General features: G+C 71.2%; 17 protein-coding genes and 2 pseudogenes. 10 read left to right on the top strand and 9 right to left on the bottom strand.

All coding sequences use genetic code 11. The annotated features are described in order from the left end of the window. From MJ783_RS05495 to MJ783_RS05475, 5 genes and pseudogenes are all read left to right on the top strand, one after another. Positions 1 to 282: pseudogene (locus tag MJ783_RS05495) on the top strand (hypothetical protein); the annotation flags it as partial. 29 nt (positions 283 to 311) lie between these two features. After that, the gene (locus tag MJ783_RS05490) at positions 312 to 1,844 is read left to right on the top strand and encodes a toll/interleukin-1 receptor domain-containing protein (protein ID WP_239308830.1); all 1,533 of its coding nucleotides are present in this window, start codon (positions 312 to 314) and stop codon (positions 1,842 to 1,844) included. A gap of 73 nt (positions 1,845 to 1,917) precedes the next feature. After that, positions 1,918 to 2,115: pseudogene (locus MJ783_RS05485) on the top strand (IS3 family transposase); the annotation flags it as partial. A gap of 531 nt (positions 2,116 to 2,646) precedes the next feature. Then, the gene (locus MJ783_RS05480; protein WP_239308829.1) at positions 2,647 to 2,919 is read left to right on the top strand and encodes a DUF1778 domain-containing protein; all 273 of its coding nucleotides are present in this window, start codon (positions 2,647 to 2,649) and stop codon (positions 2,917 to 2,919) included. Next, positions 2,916 to 3,440: a GNAT family N-acetyltransferase gene (locus MJ783_RS05475; RefSeq protein ID WP_239308828.1), complete on the top strand. Its 525-nt coding sequence runs from the start codon at positions 2,916 to 2,918 to the stop codon at positions 3,438 to 3,440. Before MJ783_RS05480 ends, MJ783_RS05475 begins: the two co-directional genes overlap by 4 nt. A gap of 356 nt (positions 3,441 to 3,796) precedes the next feature. Here MJ783_RS05475 and MJ783_RS05470 read toward each other — a convergent pair whose 3' ends face one another. Beyond that, on the bottom strand, positions 3,797 to 4,477 hold the full coding sequence (locus MJ783_RS05470; RefSeq protein ID WP_239308827.1) for a DsbA family oxidoreductase: 681 nt from the start codon (positions 4,475 to 4,477) through the stop codon (positions 3,797 to 3,799). A gap of 195 nt (positions 4,478 to 4,672) precedes the next feature. Between MJ783_RS05470 and MJ783_RS05465 the strand changes: the two genes are divergently transcribed. Continuing rightward, complete coding sequence (locus MJ783_RS05465; RefSeq protein ID WP_239308826.1) at positions 4,673 to 5,896, top strand: malic enzyme-like protein; 1,224 nt, start codon at positions 4,673 to 4,675, stop codon at positions 5,894 to 5,896. A 100-nt stretch (positions 5,897 to 5,996) separates the two neighbouring features. On the opposite strand, the gene MJ783_RS05460 is transcribed toward MJ783_RS05465, so the two are convergent. The 8 genes from MJ783_RS05460 to MJ783_RS05425 all read right to left on the bottom strand — a co-directional run bounded on the left by MJ783_RS05460 (position 5,997) and on the right by MJ783_RS05425 (position 13,056). After that, a complete protein-coding gene (locus MJ783_RS05460) occupies positions 5,997 to 6,776 on the bottom strand; it encodes an anti-sigma factor (protein WP_239308825.1) in 780 nt (259 codons plus the stop codon). Beyond that, positions 6,773 to 7,405, bottom strand: coding sequence for an ECF RNA polymerase sigma factor SigK (gene sigK, locus MJ783_RS05455; protein WP_305039432.1), 633 nt, complete (start codon positions 7,403 to 7,405; stop codon positions 6,773 to 6,775). The genes MJ783_RS05460 and sigK overlap by 4 nt, the downstream gene beginning before the upstream one ends. Before the next feature lie 158 nt (positions 7,406 to 7,563). After that, positions 7,564 to 7,986, bottom strand: a complete 423-nt coding sequence (locus MJ783_RS05450) for an RNA-binding S4 domain-containing protein (RefSeq protein ID WP_239308824.1) — start codon at positions 7,984 to 7,986, stop codon at positions 7,564 to 7,566. Between the two features lie 9 nt (positions 7,987 to 7,995). Then, positions 7,996 to 8,901: an oxygenase MpaB family protein gene (locus tag MJ783_RS05445; protein ID WP_239308823.1), complete on the bottom strand. Its 906-nt coding sequence runs from the start codon at positions 8,899 to 8,901 to the stop codon at positions 7,996 to 7,998. A 100-nt stretch (positions 8,902 to 9,001) separates the two neighbouring features. Continuing rightward, positions 9,002 to 10,081, bottom strand: coding sequence for a maleylpyruvate isomerase N-terminal domain-containing protein (locus MJ783_RS05440; RefSeq protein WP_239308822.1), 1,080 nt, complete (start codon positions 10,079 to 10,081; stop codon positions 9,002 to 9,004). 143 nt (positions 10,082 to 10,224) lie between these two features. Further along, the gene (locus tag MJ783_RS05435; RefSeq protein WP_239308821.1) at positions 10,225 to 11,037 is read right to left on the bottom strand and encodes an ABC transporter permease; all 813 of its coding nucleotides are present in this window, start codon (positions 11,035 to 11,037) and stop codon (positions 10,225 to 10,227) included. Beyond that, entirely contained in the window at positions 11,034 to 12,080 is a 1,047-nt protein-coding gene (locus MJ783_RS05430) for an ATP-binding cassette domain-containing protein (protein ID WP_239308820.1), read from the bottom strand. Before MJ783_RS05430 ends, MJ783_RS05435 begins: the two co-directional genes overlap by 4 nt. A gap of 145 nt (positions 12,081 to 12,225) precedes the next feature. Further along, positions 12,226 to 13,056: a polysaccharide deacetylase family protein gene (locus tag MJ783_RS05425; RefSeq protein WP_239308819.1), complete on the bottom strand. Its 831-nt coding sequence runs from the start codon at positions 13,054 to 13,056 to the stop codon at positions 12,226 to 12,228. Between the two features lie 163 nt (positions 13,057 to 13,219). Between MJ783_RS05425 and MJ783_RS05420 the strand changes: the two genes are divergently transcribed. From MJ783_RS05420 to MJ783_RS05405, 4 genes are all read left to right on the top strand, one after another. Continuing rightward, positions 13,220 to 14,674 carry an aldehyde dehydrogenase family protein gene (locus tag MJ783_RS05420; protein ID WP_239308818.1) on the top strand — a complete coding sequence of 485 codons (1,455 nt, stop codon included), beginning with the start codon at positions 13,220 to 13,222 and terminating at the stop codon, positions 14,672 to 14,674. Positions 14,675 to 14,800: 126 nt separating this feature from the next. Then, a complete protein-coding gene (locus MJ783_RS05415; protein ID WP_239308817.1) occupies positions 14,801 to 15,718 on the top strand; it encodes a sugar phosphate isomerase/epimerase in 918 nt (305 codons plus the stop codon). Between the two features lie 62 nt (positions 15,719 to 15,780). After that, the gene (locus MJ783_RS05410) at positions 15,781 to 16,254 is read left to right on the top strand and encodes a VOC family protein (RefSeq protein ID WP_239308816.1); all 474 of its coding nucleotides are present in this window, start codon (positions 15,781 to 15,783) and stop codon (positions 16,252 to 16,254) included. 140 nt (positions 16,255 to 16,394) lie between these two features. Further along, on the top strand, positions 16,395 to 18,131 hold the full coding sequence (locus tag MJ783_RS05405) for a PEP-utilizing enzyme (RefSeq protein WP_239308815.1): 1,737 nt from the start codon (positions 16,395 to 16,397) through the stop codon (positions 18,129 to 18,131). Positions 18,132 to 18,197 lie beyond the last annotated feature (66 nt).

The raw sequence follows: 18,197 nt of genomic DNA, 5'->3' as shown, positions 1-18,197 counted from the left end.
CCCATCACGTACGGATTTCCCCAGGGCCTGCCGCGGATCGACGCCGACCCGACGCCGCCGGCTCCCATGGCCCCGCCTGCCGGTTTCGGCGGACCACCAGTGGCTGAGCCTCCTTACCAGGCCATGGATCAGCGGCAGGGTCAGCCCAGCCAGCAGAACTGGCCGTACGACGGCACCGTGCAGAGCCCGCCGCCGTACCAGCAGCCGCCTTCGTACCCACCGGCGGCGGGCCCTGGCGGGCGGGACTGGCGGATCGGTGACGAACCTCGCTACCACCAGTGACCTTGGACGGCCAGCGCGGGGACGGGATTGTGCGGCGGTCCGGTCCGGAGGGCTGCTGGGCGTGGGTGGGGGTCCGCCTCGCGCCGATCACGCCCGGCGCGGGCAGCCCTGGCCTGTACACCGATCTGGGCGAACCATCGCGGCGTGCCGACGCCCGCACCGCGGAGACCGCGTGGGTTGCCGCCTGGCGAAGGAGCGATGAGCGGCCCTGTTTCGACCTGCGCTACCTCAGCGACCCCGGCTCCGGCAGCGTCTCCTGCGCTCTGCTCGGGCGGGTGTTCGCTCCCGACGACGCCACGGCCACGCGCGCGGCGGTCGCGCTGCGGGAGCGCCTGGCGAGGCCACCGGCTCATGTGGCGGCCAGGCCGTTCGCCGATGCGGCCGAGGTCCAGCGCTGGCTCGCGCCGGTGGAACCCCACCCGGACGGGCTGGCCGAGATCCGCAAACGGCTGACCCACAGCTGGGGTAGCCGGCCGGGCATCCCGGGCGCGGCTCCCGGGCGCCGGATCTGCTTTGCGGTGTCGGCGTTCGCCGGCGGCGACAGCTCCTGGGAGGCGGTGTGGCTCGCGCTGGCGCGGCAGCGGTACCCGACGCTGATCAGCCTCTTCGTCGAACCCTACCCGGTGGCGGACATCCTGCGCTATGCGCTCAGCGCGCTGGCCAGGGAGTACACCGCGCTCGCGACAGAGATACCGGGCACGCTGTACCGGGCGGCGGTGCCGGCCGACGCGTTCGCCGTCGAGGCACAGCCGTTGTACGCCGAGGCGCTGCGTCGCTACGCCGACCACGCGTATCGCGTCCGGGTCTCGGTGGCCTCCGCCGGTCCGCTGGATCCAGCCTTCGGTGAACTGGTCGCGGCGACCATCTCGCCGCCGGTCCGCGACGGCGCGTTCGGGGGCGGCGGGGCGGTGTCGCGGCGACCGCCACCGGCGGAACTCGGGCCGGCGTGGGCGAATATCACCGCCCTGAGGCGTGGGTGGCTCGATGCGACGTACCGGCAGGAGTCGCCGCCAGGTTCGCTCGACGAACCCGAGCGCATCCTGTGCGACCTTACCGACGTCGCGGAGACCGCCGCGGTTTTTCGTTTCCCCTATGAGATCGCCGGCCGCCCGTGGCTGTTCGACCTCCCGGACCGGCCGGTGTCCCGGCCGGCACCGGGCCGCTCGGTGGTCTTCCTGTGCCATGCGGAGGCCGATCGCGCGGTGGCGGCGAACCTGCATGCCCGCCTGCGCTCCGATGGCGTTGATGGCCTGTGGCTGGCGGCCGAGGATCTTGGCGGTGGCCGGGAGCGGGAAGCGACGATCAGACAGGCGATCGAGCGAAGCCGCGCCGTGGTCGTGTGCCTGTCGAGAGCGGTGTACGAGCGGGGTGCCGTCAACAGGCATATCGCCTGGGCACTTGAGGTGGCCATGGAGCAGCCTCCGGACACGGTTTTCATGATTCCGGCGCGCCTGGAGGACTGCGACATTCCCCACCGGCTACGCACGTGGCAGCCGGTCGACCTGTTCACCCACGACGGCTACGCCCGGCTGGTGCACGCGCTCGGGAACACCCAGCGGTGAGGACAGCCACCTGTCTTTCAGACAATCTTTCGTCTGTTGAACCGGGGCGGAATCAAGCGGTCAAGGCGACGCCGAGCTCCTCGTCGAGATCGAGCGCGTATGGAAGGAGAACTACGAGGTGTATGGGGCGCGGAAGGTATGGCGTCAGCTCAATCGTGAAGGCGTGCGGGCGGCCCGCTGCATGGTGGAGCGGCTGATGCGCGGTGCCGGGCTCGTCGGTGCCCTGCGCGGCGGCGGCACTCCCCGCACCACCCGCGTCGACCCGGCCGCGGCACGGCGGGCGTAGGGACGCGGCGAGCTTCCGGATGTTCCTGCCCGGCCGGATGCTCGGGGTCGTCGTCCACGACCGCTTACGACAACGCCGAGTTCGATGGCTTCCTGCACCCGCCTCACCCGACCGCTTCGGTCTGCTCAGCCTTGATGGGACCGTGCGTGCTCCCCGACCGAACCGTTCCTGGAGATCACCGAATGCCGGCGGTGAAAGACGTCGGTGAGCCGTGTGCGGGAAAACCGCATGCACGGAATCGACGGGAGGGAGCTGGAAGCGGAACGCTCACGCGTCACCGCGCCAGCTCCCTGCCCAACCAGGCCCGCGTACGAATTTTCGAGGTTCGGGTCCCAGCACGAGGCGGGCGTCGGGTGTCGTCTCCACCGCTTGATACCGCCAGGGTTTTCGTCGTTCTGGTGGCATCCCTCCCTCAGAGCGACCAGGGCCGAGAGCGCGGGGGATCGCCAGCGAGCGCTAGTGTGATGTGTACGTTGTACGTACACTCGTGGGGTGACTAGCGCGAAGGATGAGCGGATGCATTTGAGGGTGGAGCCGGCGCAGAAAGCTCTGCTGGAGGCTGCCAGCTCGGCTGCGGGCAGTACAGTGTCGGCGTTCGTGCTGAAGGCGGCGACCGATGCCGCGGCCGATATCCTGGCCGATCGGCGGGTCTTCGTCCTGGACGAGGCGAGCTGGCAGGCTTTCGATCATGCACTTGACCGGCCGGCGGCCGACGTGCCGGGGCTGCGGGAACTGCTGACCACGCCCACCGTCCTCGATCACCCGGAGCCGGGTCAGGCCGGTCGGTGACCAGCCAGTTCGGCCCGGTCGAGCCGCTGGCCGCGACGCACATGCTGGCCGGGTTCGACTGCGGGTCGGCGGCGCAGTCAGCCTGGCTGACCGCGCACGCATGGCAGGCGCACCAGTCCGGCTCCTCCCGGGTGTACGTGGTCACCGGAACCGATGACGCACATCAGCGGGTGGTGGGCTATTACGCGCTGGCGGCCGGGTCGGTCGCGCCGGCCCAGGCGCCGCAGCGGCTGACCCAGGGCGCGGGCCGCTATCACCAGCCGGTGGTGATCCTCACCCGGCTCGGCGTGGACCTGTCCGTCCAGGGTGCCGGGCTCGGCCGGGCGCTGGTGGTCGACGCAATGCGCCGCGTCGCTGTGGCCGGTGAGGTCATCGGTGTACGGGCCCTGCTGATCCATTGTGAGAACGAGGTCGCCCGTGACTTCTACCTCCGGCTGGCGACGTTCGAGGCCGGCCCTACTGACCCCATGCACCTCTTCCTACTGATGAAGGATCTCCGCAAGGCCCTCAGCGGCACGTGACCGAGCGGGCTCGGGTACCGCTCGCGTAACCCGATCAGCGCGCGACAGCGCACCCGTACCACCGTCTTGGACGCAGCGCTGTCGATCGCGCACCATCGACAGCCCCGACCGCCAGGTCACATCGCTCGCAGCACTGGCACCATGCCTACCCGAAGCCACCCGCGCCAACATCAAACCCGCATCCCGAGGCTGTGACCTGCACCGACGGACGTTGGTAGACATCCGTGGACGGTCCGCCGAGGGCCATGGATTATGTGCGCTAGCCGGTGCTGGGTGAACGGAGGGGAACGACCGGAGACGGGATTCGGTGATGCCGCGTCCCCTGTTGCCGGTCGCTCTTGTTTTTGTTAACAAAATTATGCTGGATGGGTCATCGCTTCGTCAGCTCGTTCCTCGGTCGGGTGGGTATCGGCCCAGGCATGGGAGAGCGCTTCGATGAAGATCTCCGGGGGCTGGGCGCCCGAGACCCCGTACCTGTTGTCGATGACGAAGAACGGCACACCGGTGGCACCGAGTGCCCGCGCCTGGCGGGCGTCGGCGTCCACCGCGTCGGCGTAGGTGCCCTCGGCGAGCACGCGGTGGGCCTCGTCCGGGTCCAGGCCGGCCTCGCCGGCAAGCCCGATCAGGCATTCATGATCGAACAATGATCGCTGCTGGGTGAAGTGTGCCCGGTAGAGGCCCTCGACGACGGCGTCCTGGACGCCGCGGTCGCCGGCCAGCTGCACGAGCTGATGCGCGCTGGCGGTGTTGCCGATGGTCCTGTCGGCCAGGTGGTACTCGAGGCCGACGGTGGCCGCGGTGCGTTCCAGCGCGAGCTGGCTCGCCCGTGCCTGTGCCAGGGTCATGCCGTAGGTGGCGACCAGCATGTCGGTCTGGCGCACGACGCGATCGGTGGGCATGGCCGGGTCGAGCTGGAGAGAATGGTGGACGATCTCAGTCTGGTCGCGCTGAGGGAAACTGATCAGCGCCTGCTCGAATCGGCGCTTACCGATCCAGCACCACGGGCAGATGAGGTCGGACCAGATGTCAATCCGCATGGGCCTCTCCTCGGCATCGGTGCTCCGGGCTATGCTCGCAGGGCACAAGGGGCTGTTCGCGCAGCCACGCGAGGCTGAGCGGAGCGTCGCATGGGCGACGCGGTCGTGACGTCCTGGTTATTCCGGCGCGACACGTTGTGCGCGACACGTTGGTCAAGCCGTGTTTCGGCCGTCTCGGCCGCGGGTGGAGGGGACGTGCTGACGCCGAGTCCCACTGGGGTCAATCCCGCCTACAGCATTCAGATCCGTGTCCCGCCGCATGCGGCCGCCGTGGTCCGGTCGGTCATCGCGGACCTGCCGGGCACCGTCACCTGCCAGACCGACGAAGGTGACCCCACCGGTGCGCGCCGCATTGTCCTGGACGCCGACAGCGCCCGCACCCTGACCCGGTTGACCGACGCGCTGCGTCGCGGTCTGGGCGCCGATCTGCTGCACGCCGAGGACCTCGTCTTCTCCACCGCCTCCGCCGGCAAGCTCGCCCAACAGGTGTGTGCCGCGGTCACCACCGGTCATGACGTCGCGCTGCTGGACGCCGACGCGGACCGGCGCGTCATCACCCATCTCGCGGCCCATCCTCGCCACACCGACCGGTACACCGGCCGGTCCCGCCGGATCGCGCTGCTCAGCGACGCCAGCGCCGTCCTGGACTTCGAACCGTTACCCGCCGAAACCGCTCTGCCCGCGGTGGAGTCGCAGGCCGTCCACCTGCAGCGGGCAACCGGCCTGGACATCATCCCCCTGCCGGTCGCCACCAGCGGCGCTGACGATCTCGCGAGCGTCATCCGGATGCTTGCTCCGGGCTTTGCCGCGACCGTCTTGGTGCACACCCACATCCGCCACATCGATGCCGCCCGCGCCGCCGTCGGCGCCGCGTCCCACCTGCTGCTGGACGCGGTCAACGACGGGCTGGCCGTGGCCGCCACCGCCGCGGCCGTCAACGCGCTGCGTACGCGGGCGATCGATCCGGGCCGGGCGCGGATCGTGCTTGTGGACCCGGCACGAGGCGGTGACCTGGCTGGTCTCCTGGTGGCCGCGGGGATCGGCGACGTCACTCTCTATGATCCGGTGGAGTACGGCATCCAGGCGCTGCACGCCGTTGCCGACCAGACGGACCTTGTCATCGATCTCATGGGTCTTGCGGCACCGCCGCGGAGCGTGCCGGTACTGCGTACCCGGTTGGAGACCCCACCGCCGCTGCTGGCCGCCACTACCGGACCGCGCCCGCTGCATGCCCTGCCCGGTCTTGTCACCGCGGCCGTTACCACCCGGATGCCGATCACCTCCGCGGCCCGGCTGGCCGCCGCCTACGCCCTGGCCGCGCAGGCGGAGCCGGGCGCGCTGCTGCCCGCGCTGGACCATCCGGGGCTGACCGCGGCCGTGGCCGTGGCCGCGGCGTGCGCGCTCACCGCGGCGCAGTGATGCGCACGCGCGGCAGTGATGCGCACGCGGCGAGGATCTCTCCCCGCCGGGGAGCGAGCGTCCCGTCGCGGTACGTTCACCGCGCGGGAACGCGGCCTGGTCAGGCGCGGATGGGCGCGTCGATCAGCATGGGGGTGGTGGGCCGCGCCGAACCACCGGCGGGCTCCGCGGTGACGACTATGGAACGGGCGTCGCCGACACCGGTGAGCAGACGGTCGACGGCGACCGCGCGGCCGTCGGCGATACCCGCGGACCGCACCCCGTCCGGGCCGGCAGGGCTCGGGCCGGCAAGCCAGAACTGGTATACACGCCCGCCGGTGAGCACCGGCAGGTCCCGCGCTGAGACCAGCGCGTTGCCGGCTACCGCCACCACGGCCAGGCTCCCGCCGCCAGCCAGCGGCATGGCCGCCGAACGTGACAGGGCCGCGGCCGCGAGCGCACTCAGCCGGTCGGCACGCTGGCGCTCGCTGTCCAGGCGCCGCTGCTGGCCGGCCACGGTGAGACCGAGCCCGGTTACCGTGACCAGCGCCGCGGCGGCGGCCGCGGTAACCCGGCGCGACAGGCGGGGGTGACGGGGCTGGCCGCGGCGCTGCCCGTCCCGCGGCCGGTCATCTGGCGCCGGGAGCTGTGGGGCCGGGAGCTGCGGGGCCGTTGCGATCCGCGCGAGTACCGCCGCCCGCAACGACGCGGGCGGCTCCACCTCGTCAACCCTGGTCAGGGCCGTCGCCGTCAGCCGTAGCTCAGTCACCTCCCGCGCACAGACGTCACAGCTGGCGAGATGCTCGTCGACCATCGCCCGTTCGTCGCCGTCCACGGCGTCGAGGACGTACGCGCCGGTCAGCGCGTGGATGTCCGGGGATGACGGGCGCGGGGGAGTCATCGCCCGACGCCCAGGCAGTCACGTAACCGGATCAGGCCGTCGCGCATCCTCGTCTTCACCGTTCCAGCCGGGACCTTCAGGTACTCCGCGACCTCACGGTAGGTGTACCCGCGGTAATAGGCCAACGTGATCGATTCGCGTTGACTGTCGGTGAGGTGGTCCAGACAGCGGCGGAGATGCTCACGCTCGAGCCGCGCCTCGACCTGCTCGACGACGTCATCGAAACCGTCGCCGTCCCGATGGCCGAGCAGGGCCGCGCGGCGTTCCCGATCGGTGGCCGCCTGGACCGAGCGGACGCGGTCAACGGCCCGGCGGTGCGCGAGCGTGCAGACCCAGGCCGCCGCGCTGCCCTTGGCCGGATCGAAGCGGGCGGCGGTCCGCCACACCTCGACGAACACCTCCTGGGTCACCTCCTCGGACTGCGCGGGATCCCGCAGCACCCGCCGGACGAGCCCCAGCACCCGCGGGGCGAGCAGGTCGTAAAGAGCCGCGAACGCATCGCTGTCACCGCGGCTGGCGCGCTGGAGGAACTCGTCCGCGCGCGCCGCGGTATCGGACGCGGGGTGTGACGGGGTGTGCGGCGCGAGGCGCAGCACCCGGCGTGGATTGTCCTCGCCTCGCATCGACATCCGTTTCCGGCTCTTCTCGGAATCATGCCGAGATCGTGATCGCGTTCTTCGTATTGTGCCGGCAACCGTGCTATCGCGGTACCACCGGAGTGGTCATCGGCCACCGGGCCGTCCGCTCGTCGCCGATGGTTTTCCCGCCCGGACCGACGGCGGAGGCCTCACCGGTGGGGCGGGGTGCCCGGGGGCGACGACGAGGCACGCTGGCGTTTTTCGTGGTCACGAAGGCGTTCCAGCGCGCGGCGGTCGCGCTTGGTCGGACGTCCGGCGCCACGGCCGCGGGCACCCACCGCCGCGACATCCTGGGGCACCGGTGGTGGGCTGTGGTCGATAAAGCATTCCCCGGCGACGGCCGCGCTGGTCCGTTTGCTCAGGACACGGGTGACGACGACGATCCGCTCATGCCCGCCGTGGCGTACCCGTACCGTGTCCCCGGCGCGTACCGCATGGGCCGGCTTGACCCGGTCACCGTTGAGATGCACATGCCCGGCGCGGCAGGCCGCGGTGGCCTGCGAGCGCGTCGTGACCAGTCGCACGGACCAGATCCAGCTGTCGACCCGCGCGGTCAGTTCCTGCGACGCCATACCACGATCCTATGAAGCGGGCGAGGTGGAGGCAGCGTCCGGTGCGGGCGGTGCCACCGGGCAGCCGCGCGGGAAGGTGCCGAGCCGGGAGAGGTCATAGCCGTCGGGATAGCTACGGATGTTGGGCCGCTGGCGGGCGTACAACGGCTTGGTGCGCGGCGGCAGGAACCGTACCACCCGGCCGCGTAGCCGTACCGCCGCGGCGCATGCGGCCTGTTCCGCCCGGGAGATCCGCGGGTAGCCCAACGCCGTGCGCAGGCCGTCGTCCATCAGGCCGAGCGCGAACCGCCTGACCAGCGCCGCGGGTGCGAGGTGACTGGGCGGGAAGGTGGTGAACAGAGCGAGCGTGGCGTCGGCGACAGCGCGTCCGCCCGGCTCGGGGGCGAAGCGTGCCACCTCGTAGGCGTCGAGATGGGTGGTGAACTCCTGCCAGGTCGCCGGGATTCCCGTCATCCCCATGTGCCGGCCCAGCTCACGGTAGTAGTTGGCGCTTGCGGCCTTCTCGGTCTCGCTCAGCCGTCGCCAGCCGAACCGGTCGATCCACCGGATCGGGACGACGACGAACGTGGACAGCACGTACACAAGATCTTCATTGGAGATCGTGTAAGCGCCGTGCATCTGGTTCATGCGGCGGATCGCCGCGCGTCCCAGTGAGCTTGCGAAACCGTGCTCGAGTATCCCGTCGAGAATCAGGACGGTGTCGTCGTAGCGTTTCTGGACGCGTTCGGTGAGCTCGCCGGTCTCGGCGAGAAGCCGCCCGACGGTGGGCACGGCATAGGTGCGGAACAGCGCGAACGACAGCGACTGGTTGTAGTCCCACGGGAATTCGTGGGTGACACTGAGCCGGTAGATGTCGAGGAAATCCGTTTCCGGGTCGAGCCGCTCGATGCGCTTGAGCCAGTCGAACCGTTTCATGCGTGCTCCTCCGGTGACCGGGCCGGCCGGGTGGCCGCGCACCGGCCAGTAGTGCCTCGCTCCTGGATCCACGCCCCTGTTGCCGGGCACTCGTCACTGCTCACGGGCCGGACAGCGCCGGGGCGAGCGTGAGCAGCCGGCGGCCGAGGGCGTCGTCCCCGGTGATGGCGACGTCGAGGTCGCCGGGCGTTCTGCGGTCGCCGACCAGCAGGCAGAACTCCACCGTGTGGAGGGAGATCTCGGCCGCGGGCGGGGTGCGAGCCGCGTCGCCGGCAGCCTCGGCACGGCCGCTGGCGCCGACCCGCACCAGCCAGGACCCTCCGCCTGGCCCGGTGAGCGTGAGCCGGACCATCCCGGCGGGGGAGCCGCCGGACGCTGGCGTACCGAGCCCCGGGGCATGGGACGCGCACAGCTGATCGAGCAGCCGCGCGGCAAGGCCGGACATGGCGTGCAGGTGCTCCCCGAGCGGATGGGGCAGCCGCAGCCCGATCACCCCGGCGATGTCACGGGCGTGGATCCAGGTCTCGAAGGCCCGCGTGACGAGGTGGTCGGCCACGGCCATCTCGACGCCGCCGACCTGGACGATCCGGCTGGCCAGCGCCGGTTCGGCGCGCAGCCGTGCCGCGATCGCGTGGACACCGTGCCGCCACAGCTCGCGGGAGTGCGCGGGCGGCCGGGTACGGGCGTGGGCGATCACCATCTCGCTGTGGGCGACGGTGTTCTGGTGCGGATCCACCGGTGGGTCCGCCGCGATCCCGATCGCGGCGGCGAGCAGAGCATCGGTCGCGGCCAAGTGGGCGACCAGGTCGCTGATGGTCCAGTCGCGTACCGGGCTCGGCGTGCCCCAGGCCGTCTCGTCGATCTCGGCGAGCGCGGACTCCAGCAGGCCGGCCGCGGCGGCGAAGGGCGCGGCGAAGGCGGGTACCAAGGGTGCGGGCCGGCGGCGCGCCAGCGCCGCGGTCAGCACCCGCGCGGCCGGCGGCGGCAACCACGCGTCGGTGTCCGCCCGCACGGTGAGCATGGTGAGCGCCGCCGCTGCCTGCCGCAGCGTCGCCGCCTCCCGCGCGCAGGATGGGCAGCCGCGGACATGCGCCGCCACCGCGTCGGCCTCCTCGGCGTCGCAGGCGTCGAGCGCCCATGCTCCGAGCAGGTCGGTTACGTGCCCATCGCCCGCTTCCACCTGTCTGTGCCCTTCCGTGTACCCGCCCTCGGCATCCCCACCCCGATTGTTACCTCACGGTAGATCCCCGCACGGCCGCAAGCCAAGCCCCGCCTCCCCGGGGGCCGGCGATCCGCGCCCACCGATATGATCATGAAATATGATCATGATGTGAGGTTGCGGTACTGGCGCACGGCCAGCGGGGCGAACACCGCGCTGATGCCCACCGACCAGACCACCGACTGCCACACCCAGTGCGAGACGGGCCCGCCCTCCATGAGCGTCCGCACCGCGTTGATTGTGATGTTGGCTGGCTGGGCCTTCGCGTAACCCTGCAGCCAGCCCGGCATGGTGCTCACGGGCACGAACGCCGAGCTTGGGAACACCAGCAGGAAGAAGGGCAGAATCGAGGCGACCTGGGCTGTCTCGGGATCCTTCACGGCGAGGCCGATGGATGCGAACACCCACGACATGGCGTACCCGAACAGCAGCACGAGCCCGAGCCCGGCGATGATCGCGGCAGCGGAGTTGTTGAAACGGAACCCGACCAGGACCCCGACCGCGATCATCATCGCCAGCACCACGACGGCGCGGCACAGGTCGGCGACGGTACGTCCCGCGAGCACGGCCGAGCGGGCCATGGGCAGCGCGCGGAACCGGTCGATGATCCCGCTCTTGAGGTCCTCGGCCAGCCCGACCGAGGTTGCCGCGCCACCGATGAGCGACGCCTCCACGAACACCGCCGGGACGATGTAGTTGACGTAGCTGCTGCCGGGGATGGCGATGGCGCCGCCGAGGACGTAACGGAACAGCAGCAGGATCAGCACCGGCTGGGCACTGGAGATGAGCAGCAGCTGGGGTGTGCGTATGAGCCGGACGAGGTTGCGCCGGGCGATCCCGGCGATGTCGCCCAGCGCGATGACCGGAGTGAGCGACGCTGTGCGCGCCGCTGGCTGACCAAGGGCGACGGCGTTCATGAGTTCCTTCCCGGTGTCGCGGAGACCGCGGCTGCCGCGGCTGCCGGGGGCGGGCCGGCCATGACGGCGGGCTGGCCGCTCGTCTCGTCATCGGCCGCCTCGGTGGCTACGTGGCCGGTCAGGGAGAGGAAGACATCGTCGAGGGAGGGACGCCTGATACCGAGGTCGTCCAGGGTGACCCCGTCGTCGTCGAGAAGGCGCCCCGCGGCCAGCAGGACCTTGGCCCCGCCACCGGTCGGGACCGCGACCCGGCGCCGCTCGGTGTCCAGCTGCGGCGGCCCGTCGCCCAGGTCGGTCAGGAGGGCGGCGACCCGGTGCAGGTCGCCGGGATCGACGACCCGGGCTTCGAGCACGGCACCGCCGGCGCGGGTCTTGAGCTCGTCGGCGGTGCCGGCGGCAACCACCCGGCCCCGGTCGATGACGACGATCTGGTGCGCGAGGCGTTCGGCCTCTTCGAGGTACTGGGTCGTCAGCACGACGGTCGTACCGTCGGTGACCAGCTGTTCGATGAGCGCCCACAGCTCGCTGCGGGTCCGCGGGTCGAGTCCGGTGGTGGGCTCGTCCAGGATCAGTACGGACGGATGCCCGACAAGGCTCGCGCCGAGGTCGAGGCGCCGTCGCATCCCACCCGAGTAGGTCTTCACCTGCCGGTCGCCCGCCTCGGTGAGCGAGAAGCGCTCCAGCACCTCCTGCGCCCGCCGCCGCCGTTCGGCCCTTCCGACATGGTAAAGCCGACCGACCAGCTCAAGGTTCTCCCGTCCGGTGAGCAGCTCGTCCACGGCGGCGTACTGGCCGGCAAGCCCGATCATGGAACGGAGCCGCTGCGCGTCCCGGACGACGTCGTACCCGGCGATCGTGGCCTGGCCGCTATCCGGTTTGAGCAGTGTGCTCAGGATCCGCACCAGGGTGGTCTTGCCGGCGCCGTTGGGGCCGAGCAGCCCGAGAACCGTACCCGCCCCGGCCGTCAGGCCGACGCCGGCCAGCGCGTTGACTGACCCGAACCGTTTGGTTACCGCCTTCACTTCGATCATCGGCGTCGCCATCGCCCTCCCACTCTCCTCGTCCGTTGGCAGCCTCATCGTCGACGGCTCGGCGCTTGTTGTCTGCACCGGGCTGGCGGCCACCGTGGTTCTCGAGCCGAAACCGCCGCACAGCAGGCCGCATAGGCAGGCGGGAGAGCGGGCGGATTCAGCCGACGGCCCGGGAGGTCTGGAACATCGTGTCCAGCGTGACCGGCTCCAGCCTGCGTTCGGCAATGAGCTGCTGGATCTGATCGAACAGCCCGAGGACCGTCGGGTGGTTGGCGTGACCGAGCATGATTGTTCCTGGTTGCAGGTAGCGGCTGGCCAGGCCCATGAGCTGCTCGGGACTGATCGGTGTCGAGTCGCCGAAACTCCCGTTCCACAGCAGGATTCTGGTAAAGCCGAGTTCGCCCACGAGCGCGTCGACGTGTGCGTTGTGCGAACCGTAGGGCGGCCGGAACCAGGGGCGCGAGGTGATACCGAAGGTCCGCTCGATCCAGTCCTCGTTTCTCTCGATGTCCGCGCGGATCGCGTCGTCCGGGCGGCCAGGCAGCTGGAGATGTGTCCAGGTGTGGTTCGCGATCTGGACCTGGCCGGTTTCGATCAGGGGACGCAGGACGTCGGCGTGCCGGTCCCAGATCGCCCGGTAGGCGCCGTTGGGCGCGAAGGTGATGGGGATTCCCGACCGTCGCGCGAACTCCACATAACCGGCCACGGTCTCGGGCGAGTAGCCGTCGTCAATCGTGATCGCGATCCGCCGGGTTGGCGCGGGTGCGCCGAACACCACCGCCGGGTTTTCCGGGTGGGCAGCAGGGATGGGCGGAAGCGTCTGCTGTGCCGCTGGCGCCGGGCGCGGCGCGGCGAGCTGGTTTCCGGGGGGGCGGGCGGAAACGGGCATGGGCGCCCCGGCGGGACGCGGTGCCGCCGGAGCCGCGGGCTGGGCCGAGCAACTGACCAGAGCCTGCGCGGCGCCGATAGCCAGCAAGGAGAGCAACATCCGGCGATCCATGGACGAACGGTACAAGGACGAACGGTACAAGGCGGTTGCGAAGGGCCTGGTTTTGCTGGATTCTCCGAGGGTCATCTCCGCTGGATGGTGTCTTACGACGTGTTCCGGAAACCGTTGTTCGACAAAGCCTGGGCTTGTCTCGGAGGAGCGCATGGACCGAAGGACCGGGCTCTACCTCGGCGGTGCGTGGCGGGCGCCGAGCGGCAGCGGGACGATCGAGGTCATCGAGGCGGCGACGGAGGAGACCATCGGCGTGGTGCCGGCGGGCGAGGTTGCCGACATCACCGCTGCCGTCATGGCCGCGCGGGGCGCCTTCGAGCGATGGTCGGCCACTCCCAGAAGCGACCGGATCGCGTTGCTGCGGATGATTGCCGATGGCCTCGAGGCCCGCGGCGCCGCACTCGCGACGCTGATGAGCCGTGAGGTCGGCACGCCGCTGGTCACGTCCGAGCGCATCCAGGTGGGTCTGGCCGTGTCCGTCATCCGTTCGACCGCCGATGTCGCCGAGCGTCTCCCGCTGGAGGAGCGGATCGGATCGTCGCTCGTGCTGCGGGTCGCCGCCGGGGTCGTCGGCGCGATCACACCGTGGAACTATCCGCTCTACCAGCTGGCCGCCAAGGTTGCCCCGGCGCTCGCCGCCGGATGCACGGTGGTGGCCAAGCCGAGCAGCGTGGCGCCCTTCGCGGCCTTCGCCCTCGCCGACGTCGCCCATGAGGCTGGCCTGCCCGCTGGTGTCCTGAACATCGTGACAGGCCGCGGGCCCGTGGCCGGGGAGGCCCTTGCCGGTCATCCCGAGGTCGACCTTGTCAGCCTGACCGGGTCGACGGCCGCGGGCGCGCGGGTCGCCCAGCTCGCCGGGCCCGGTATCAAGCGGCTGACCCTGGAGCTCGGCGGCAAGTCCGCCTTCATCCTCTGCCCGGGCGCGGACCTCGGCCGTGCGGTCACCAGCGCCGTGCGGGGCTGCTTTGTCAACAACGGCCAGACCTGTTCGGCGACCACCCGGCTGCTCGTCCCCCACGAGCTGCTCGAGGAGGTGGAGGAGCGCCTGGTCGCCCTGGTCGAGGCGCAGGTGGTCGGCGATCCGCTGGACCCGGCGACCACGATCGGGCCGGTCGCCTCGGCCGCGCAGGCACGTTCGGTCGCGTCCTATCTGGACAAGGCCAGGCACGAGGGCACCGTGCTCGTCGGCGGCCCAGGGCCCGTGCCTGGGCTCGACCGCGGTTACTTCGTGCGTCCTACCGTGGTGAGCCGCCTGCGTAACGACGCGGTGCTCGCCCGCGAGGAGATCTTCGGGCCAGTGCTCGCGGTCATCCCGGTAGCGGACGCCGACGAGGCCGTCGCCGCCGCCAACGACTCCGACTACGGCCTGTCCGGCGCGGTGTTCGCCGCGGACGAGGCGGCCGCGATCGCGGTGGCGCGCCGGTTGCGCACCGGCCAGGTGGCGATCAACGGCGGGCGGTTCAGCGTGCTTGCCCCGTTCGGGGGTTTCCGGCGCTCCGGTGTCGGACGCGAACTGGGTGAACATGGGCTGGCCGAGTATGTCGAGCTGATGTCGCTGCAGCTGCCCACGGGTCCCAGCGGCGCGGCGGGAGCGGTCGCCCAGTGAGCCGCTCCCGGCGGGCACGGCGCACCTGCCAGCACGGTCCGGGTCCGCTCCGGTCCGGTCCGGGAGGCGTTGCCCGTATGCGAGTCCGACGCCGATAGGCGGCGCACGTGTTCGTGAAGGAGCCCGATGGCTGTGATCGCAGGTGCCGATGGCGGGCTGCCCCGGCGCGTCCCCGTGCCCGGCCGGGCCGGGCCGGAGGACCTCGCCAGGGTGGTGCTGTCGTTCTATTCGCTGCCCCCGCTGGAGCCGCTGCGGCGGGCACAGGTGGCGCGTGCCGCCGGCTTCACCTCCATCGGTCTCAGCCTGAGCTGGCTGCGCCGTTGGTTGGCGGCCGGCCACGGCCTGGCCGAGCTGGAGGACGCGCTCGCCGAGGGTGGCGTCACCGTGGGCGAGCTCGACGTGCTGCGACCGCTGGGCGGCCAGCCCGACGAGGCCGAAGAGGTCTGCTGGGCGGTCGCGGAGCGGCTGCGGGTGCCCTACGTGGGAGTCATCGGTCCCTATGCGGGGAGCTGGGATGACGCGGTGGCCCGCTTCGCCGGGGCCTGTGACCGGGCGGCGACCGTCGGGACGGGCGTCGTGCTCGGCGTCGAGTTCCTGCCGTTCACCAATATCCCCGACGGGGCCACGGCGGCGTCGCTGGTGCGTGCCGCCGGCCGGGCCAACGGTGGGGTCTGCCTGGACGTCTGGCACGTCTACCGCGGCGGCCAGACCCCGGACGACCTCGGCGACGGTGTCTGGCCGTATGTCGTGCGGCTACAGCTGTCCGACGGGCCGCTGGTGGCCGAGGACGACGATCTGCTGGCTGACTGCCTGGCCAACCGGCGGCCGCTCGGTGACGGCGAGTTCGACCTGACCGGTCTGCTGGCGGCCGCGGCCCGCCGCCGTCCCGAGGTGGGTATGTCGATCGAGGTCATCTCCGAGCGGCTGCGTGCCGAGCCGCCCGAGCGGATCGCGCCCCGGCTCGCCGCGGGGCTGCGTGCGCTCCTGCGGGGACATGGCCGGTTCTCCCCGGCGTCGGACGTTCTTACTATTGACAGTATTTAGTTTCTCGGCTGTGATGGGTGTCACGGTGACGTGCGGTCGAGAAGGCGCGGGGAGGAGGGGCGATGGCCACCCCGCCCTCGTCCACCCCGGCGCTGGTGATGACCCGGCCGCTGGAGGTCGGGATCGTCGTCGACGACCTGGTGGGCATGGTCCGCTTCTACCGTGAGGCGCTCGGCTGTACCGAGGCGCACCGTTCGGACGTGCCTGCCGAGCTCAACGCCAAACTGGGCCTGGGGGCGGCGGCCACCGTGGTCTGGCTGCGCACCCCGTGGGGGGAGCGGATCAAGCTGCTGCGGCCCGCCACCGGCACGGGCCCGCTCGCGCCGGCTGTGCCGCTGACCGCCCGCCGCGGCCTGTCCTACCTCACCCTGTACGCCGCCGATGCGGTGGGGGCCGCCGAGCGGATGCGTCGTGGGGGAGCGAGCCCGCTGTCAGAGCCGGAGCTGGTCGAGGCGAGCGGGCGGCTGATCGCCTTCTGGGCTGATCCCGAGGGCAACGTCATCGAGCTGGTCGAGGATCTCGGCCGGGCCGGGTGAGCCCGGCCGTGCAGGCGTGCGCATCGCAGACTTTCTGTTGACAACACATAGTTAGTGCCATGTAATGGCCGTCACATTCGTGCCGGCCATTACATGTGTGTCCGTACTGGCGCCTGGCATCAGCGGAGAGAGGACGCGCCGTGCAGAGCTGGGTCGCAGACTGGGAGCGCAGCCCGCGGCTGCCCCACTACACCAGGGCCAACGCGGGCGAGACGTTGCCCGCGCCCGCGAGCCCCCTGGGCTGGACACTCGCCTATGTCAGCGTCCTGCGGGCGTGGCGGCAGGGTTTCATCGACATCGGGGTCTACCGCCCCGACGAGATGTCGGCGGACCGGCCCGAGATCGCGGGGCTGTTCGGAGGCTACTTCTACCTCAACCTGTCGCACATGCGGCTGTTCTCGCTGCGGCTGGGGATGCCGGTCGAGCAGACCGACCGGGCCTTCGTCGGGGAACGGCCCGACATCCCGCCCTACGTCGCGCATCCCGACGACGTCGACGCCGAGCGCGCGGCGGCGGCCGGCGCTTCGGTGCAGCGGCTCCTCGCGACCACGGAGTTCACCGATGCCATGACCGATCGTGATCGCGTGCGGGCGTGGCGTCGCGAACGGCCCGATCTCACGACGCTCTCCGAGAGCGAACTGGTCGCCCGGGTCCGTGCTCTGCTCGACGAGAGCGAGAAGAGCATCTTCTACCGGCACGTGTTCTCCAGCCTCCCGGCGAGTTTCGGCCCCGGTATCCTCGGGCCGATCTGCGAAAGTGTGGGACGCGGCAGCGACCTGCTCGATGTGATCAGTGGTATCGGCGGCATCGACTCCGCCTCGCCCGCGGTGGGCCTGTGGGACCTGTCCCGCGCCGTGACCGGGTCCACCGAGCTGACCACGCTGTTCGACAAGGGCCCAGCCACGGTGGCGATCGCCCTGAGCGAGGACGCCACGGGCGATGTTGCCCTCTTCCGGGACGCCTTCGCCGCTTTCCTCGACAGCTACGGTGACCGTGGCCCCAACGAGTGGGACATCCACTCGTTGGCGTGGGAGGTGGATCCCGCCGCGGCGCTTGCCCTGGTCGACCGGCTCCGCACCAGCCCGGACTCGGAGTCGCCGGCCCTGCGTCACGACATGCTCGCCGCCCGCCGCGCGCGGATCGCGGCGGAGATCCGCGAGGCGCTCGCTGGCAACGCCGAGGCTCTTGCCACCTTCGACATCGGTATGCGGGCGGTCGACGTCTGGATGCCCGCGCGGGAACGCACCAAGTCCAACTGCGTCGCGGCGCTGCACGAGATCCGCATGGCAATCCGCGAGCTGGGCCGCCGCGGCGTCGAGGCCGGTCGTTTCGCCCATCCCGAGGACATCATGATGCTGCTCGCGGACGAGCTCGACGGCTACCTCACCGACCCCGGCCGTTTCACGCCGGTGATCGCGCGGCGGCTGGTCGAGTACGCCGGACTGGCCCAGCTGGAGCCGCCGTTCTTCGTCGCCGAGGACCCCGACATCGCCACCTGGCCGCGGCGGGACCGCGAGAGCCCGGCCGCGGCGGTGGGGGAGGTGTTCACCGGCGTCGGGGGCAGCCACGGTGTCTACACCGGCCGGGTCCGCATCATCACCGATCTGGCCGGCTGCGACGCCCTCGAGCCCGGCGAGGTCCTGGTCTCCCCCATCACGGACGCGGCGTGGACGCCGCTGTTCCTGGTGGCTGGCGCGGCCGTGGTGGACGTGGGCGGCCTCAACAGCCACGCGGTCGTGGTCTGCCGCGAGCTCGGCATCCCGTGTGTCATCTCGGTGGGCGACGGCACCGCGCGGCTGCGCGACGGTGTCGAGGTGACGGTGGACGGCGGGGCCGGCACGGTCACGGTGGTCTCGGCCGTCCCCGCCGACGGCTGAGACCACCCGGCACGGCTGACAGCGGGTGGGATGCGGGGGGCCACCCGGCCGTCCGCATCCCACCCA

The sequence above is a fragment of the Protofrankia sp. Cj3 genome (assembly GCF_917627355.1).
GTDB lineage: Bacteria > Actinomycetota > Actinomycetes > Frankiales > Frankiaceae > Protofrankia.
Note: the sequence above shows the minus strand (reverse complement) of the source record. Positions and strands in the feature narration are given on the sequence as shown.

What these genes read in the sequence shown, in the direction of transcription:
- MJ783_RS05420 (WP_239308818.1), top strand. Translation starts at nt 13,220, where the DNA reads ATGGACCGAAGGACCGGGCTCTACCTCGGCGGTGCGTGGCGGGCGCCG.
- MJ783_RS05410 (WP_239308816.1), top strand. Translation starts at nt 15,781, where the DNA reads ATGGCCACCCCGCCCTCGTCCACCCCGGCGCTGGTGATGACCCGGCCG.
- MJ783_RS05470 (WP_239308827.1), bottom strand. Translation starts at nt 4,477, where the DNA reads ATGCGGATTGACATCTGGTCCGACCTCATCTGCCCGTGGTGCTGGATC.
- MJ783_RS05450 (WP_239308824.1), bottom strand. Translation starts at nt 7,986, where the DNA reads ATGGCGTCGCAGGAACTGACCGCGCGGGTCGACAGCTGGATCTGGTCC.
- MJ783_RS05415 (WP_239308817.1), top strand. Translation starts at nt 14,801, where the DNA reads ATGGCTGTGATCGCAGGTGCCGATGGCGGGCTGCCCCGGCGCGTCCCC.
- MJ783_RS05430 (WP_239308820.1), bottom strand. Translation starts at nt 12,080, where the DNA reads ATGGCGACGCCGATGATCGAAGTGAAGGCGGTAACCAAACGGTTCGGG.
- sigK (WP_305039432.1), bottom strand. Translation starts at nt 7,405, where the DNA reads ATGTCGATGCGAGGCGAGGACAATCCACGCCGGGTGCTGCGCCTCGCG.
- MJ783_RS05460 (WP_239308825.1), bottom strand. Translation starts at nt 6,776, where the DNA reads ATGACTCCCCCGCGCCCGTCATCCCCGGACATCCACGCGCTGACCGGC.
- MJ783_RS05435 (WP_239308821.1), bottom strand. Translation starts at nt 11,037, where the DNA reads ATGAACGCCGTCGCCCTTGGTCAGCCAGCGGCGCGCACAGCGTCGCTC.
- MJ783_RS05445 (WP_239308823.1), bottom strand. Translation starts at nt 8,901, where the DNA reads ATGAAACGGTTCGACTGGCTCAAGCGCATCGAGCGGCTCGACCCGGAA.
- MJ783_RS05425 (WP_239308819.1), bottom strand. Translation starts at nt 13,056, where the DNA reads ATGTTGCTCTCCTTGCTGGCTATCGGCGCCGCGCAGGCTCTGGTCAGT.
- MJ783_RS05480 (WP_239308829.1), top strand. Translation starts at nt 2,647, where the DNA reads ATGCATTTGAGGGTGGAGCCGGCGCAGAAAGCTCTGCTGGAGGCTGCC.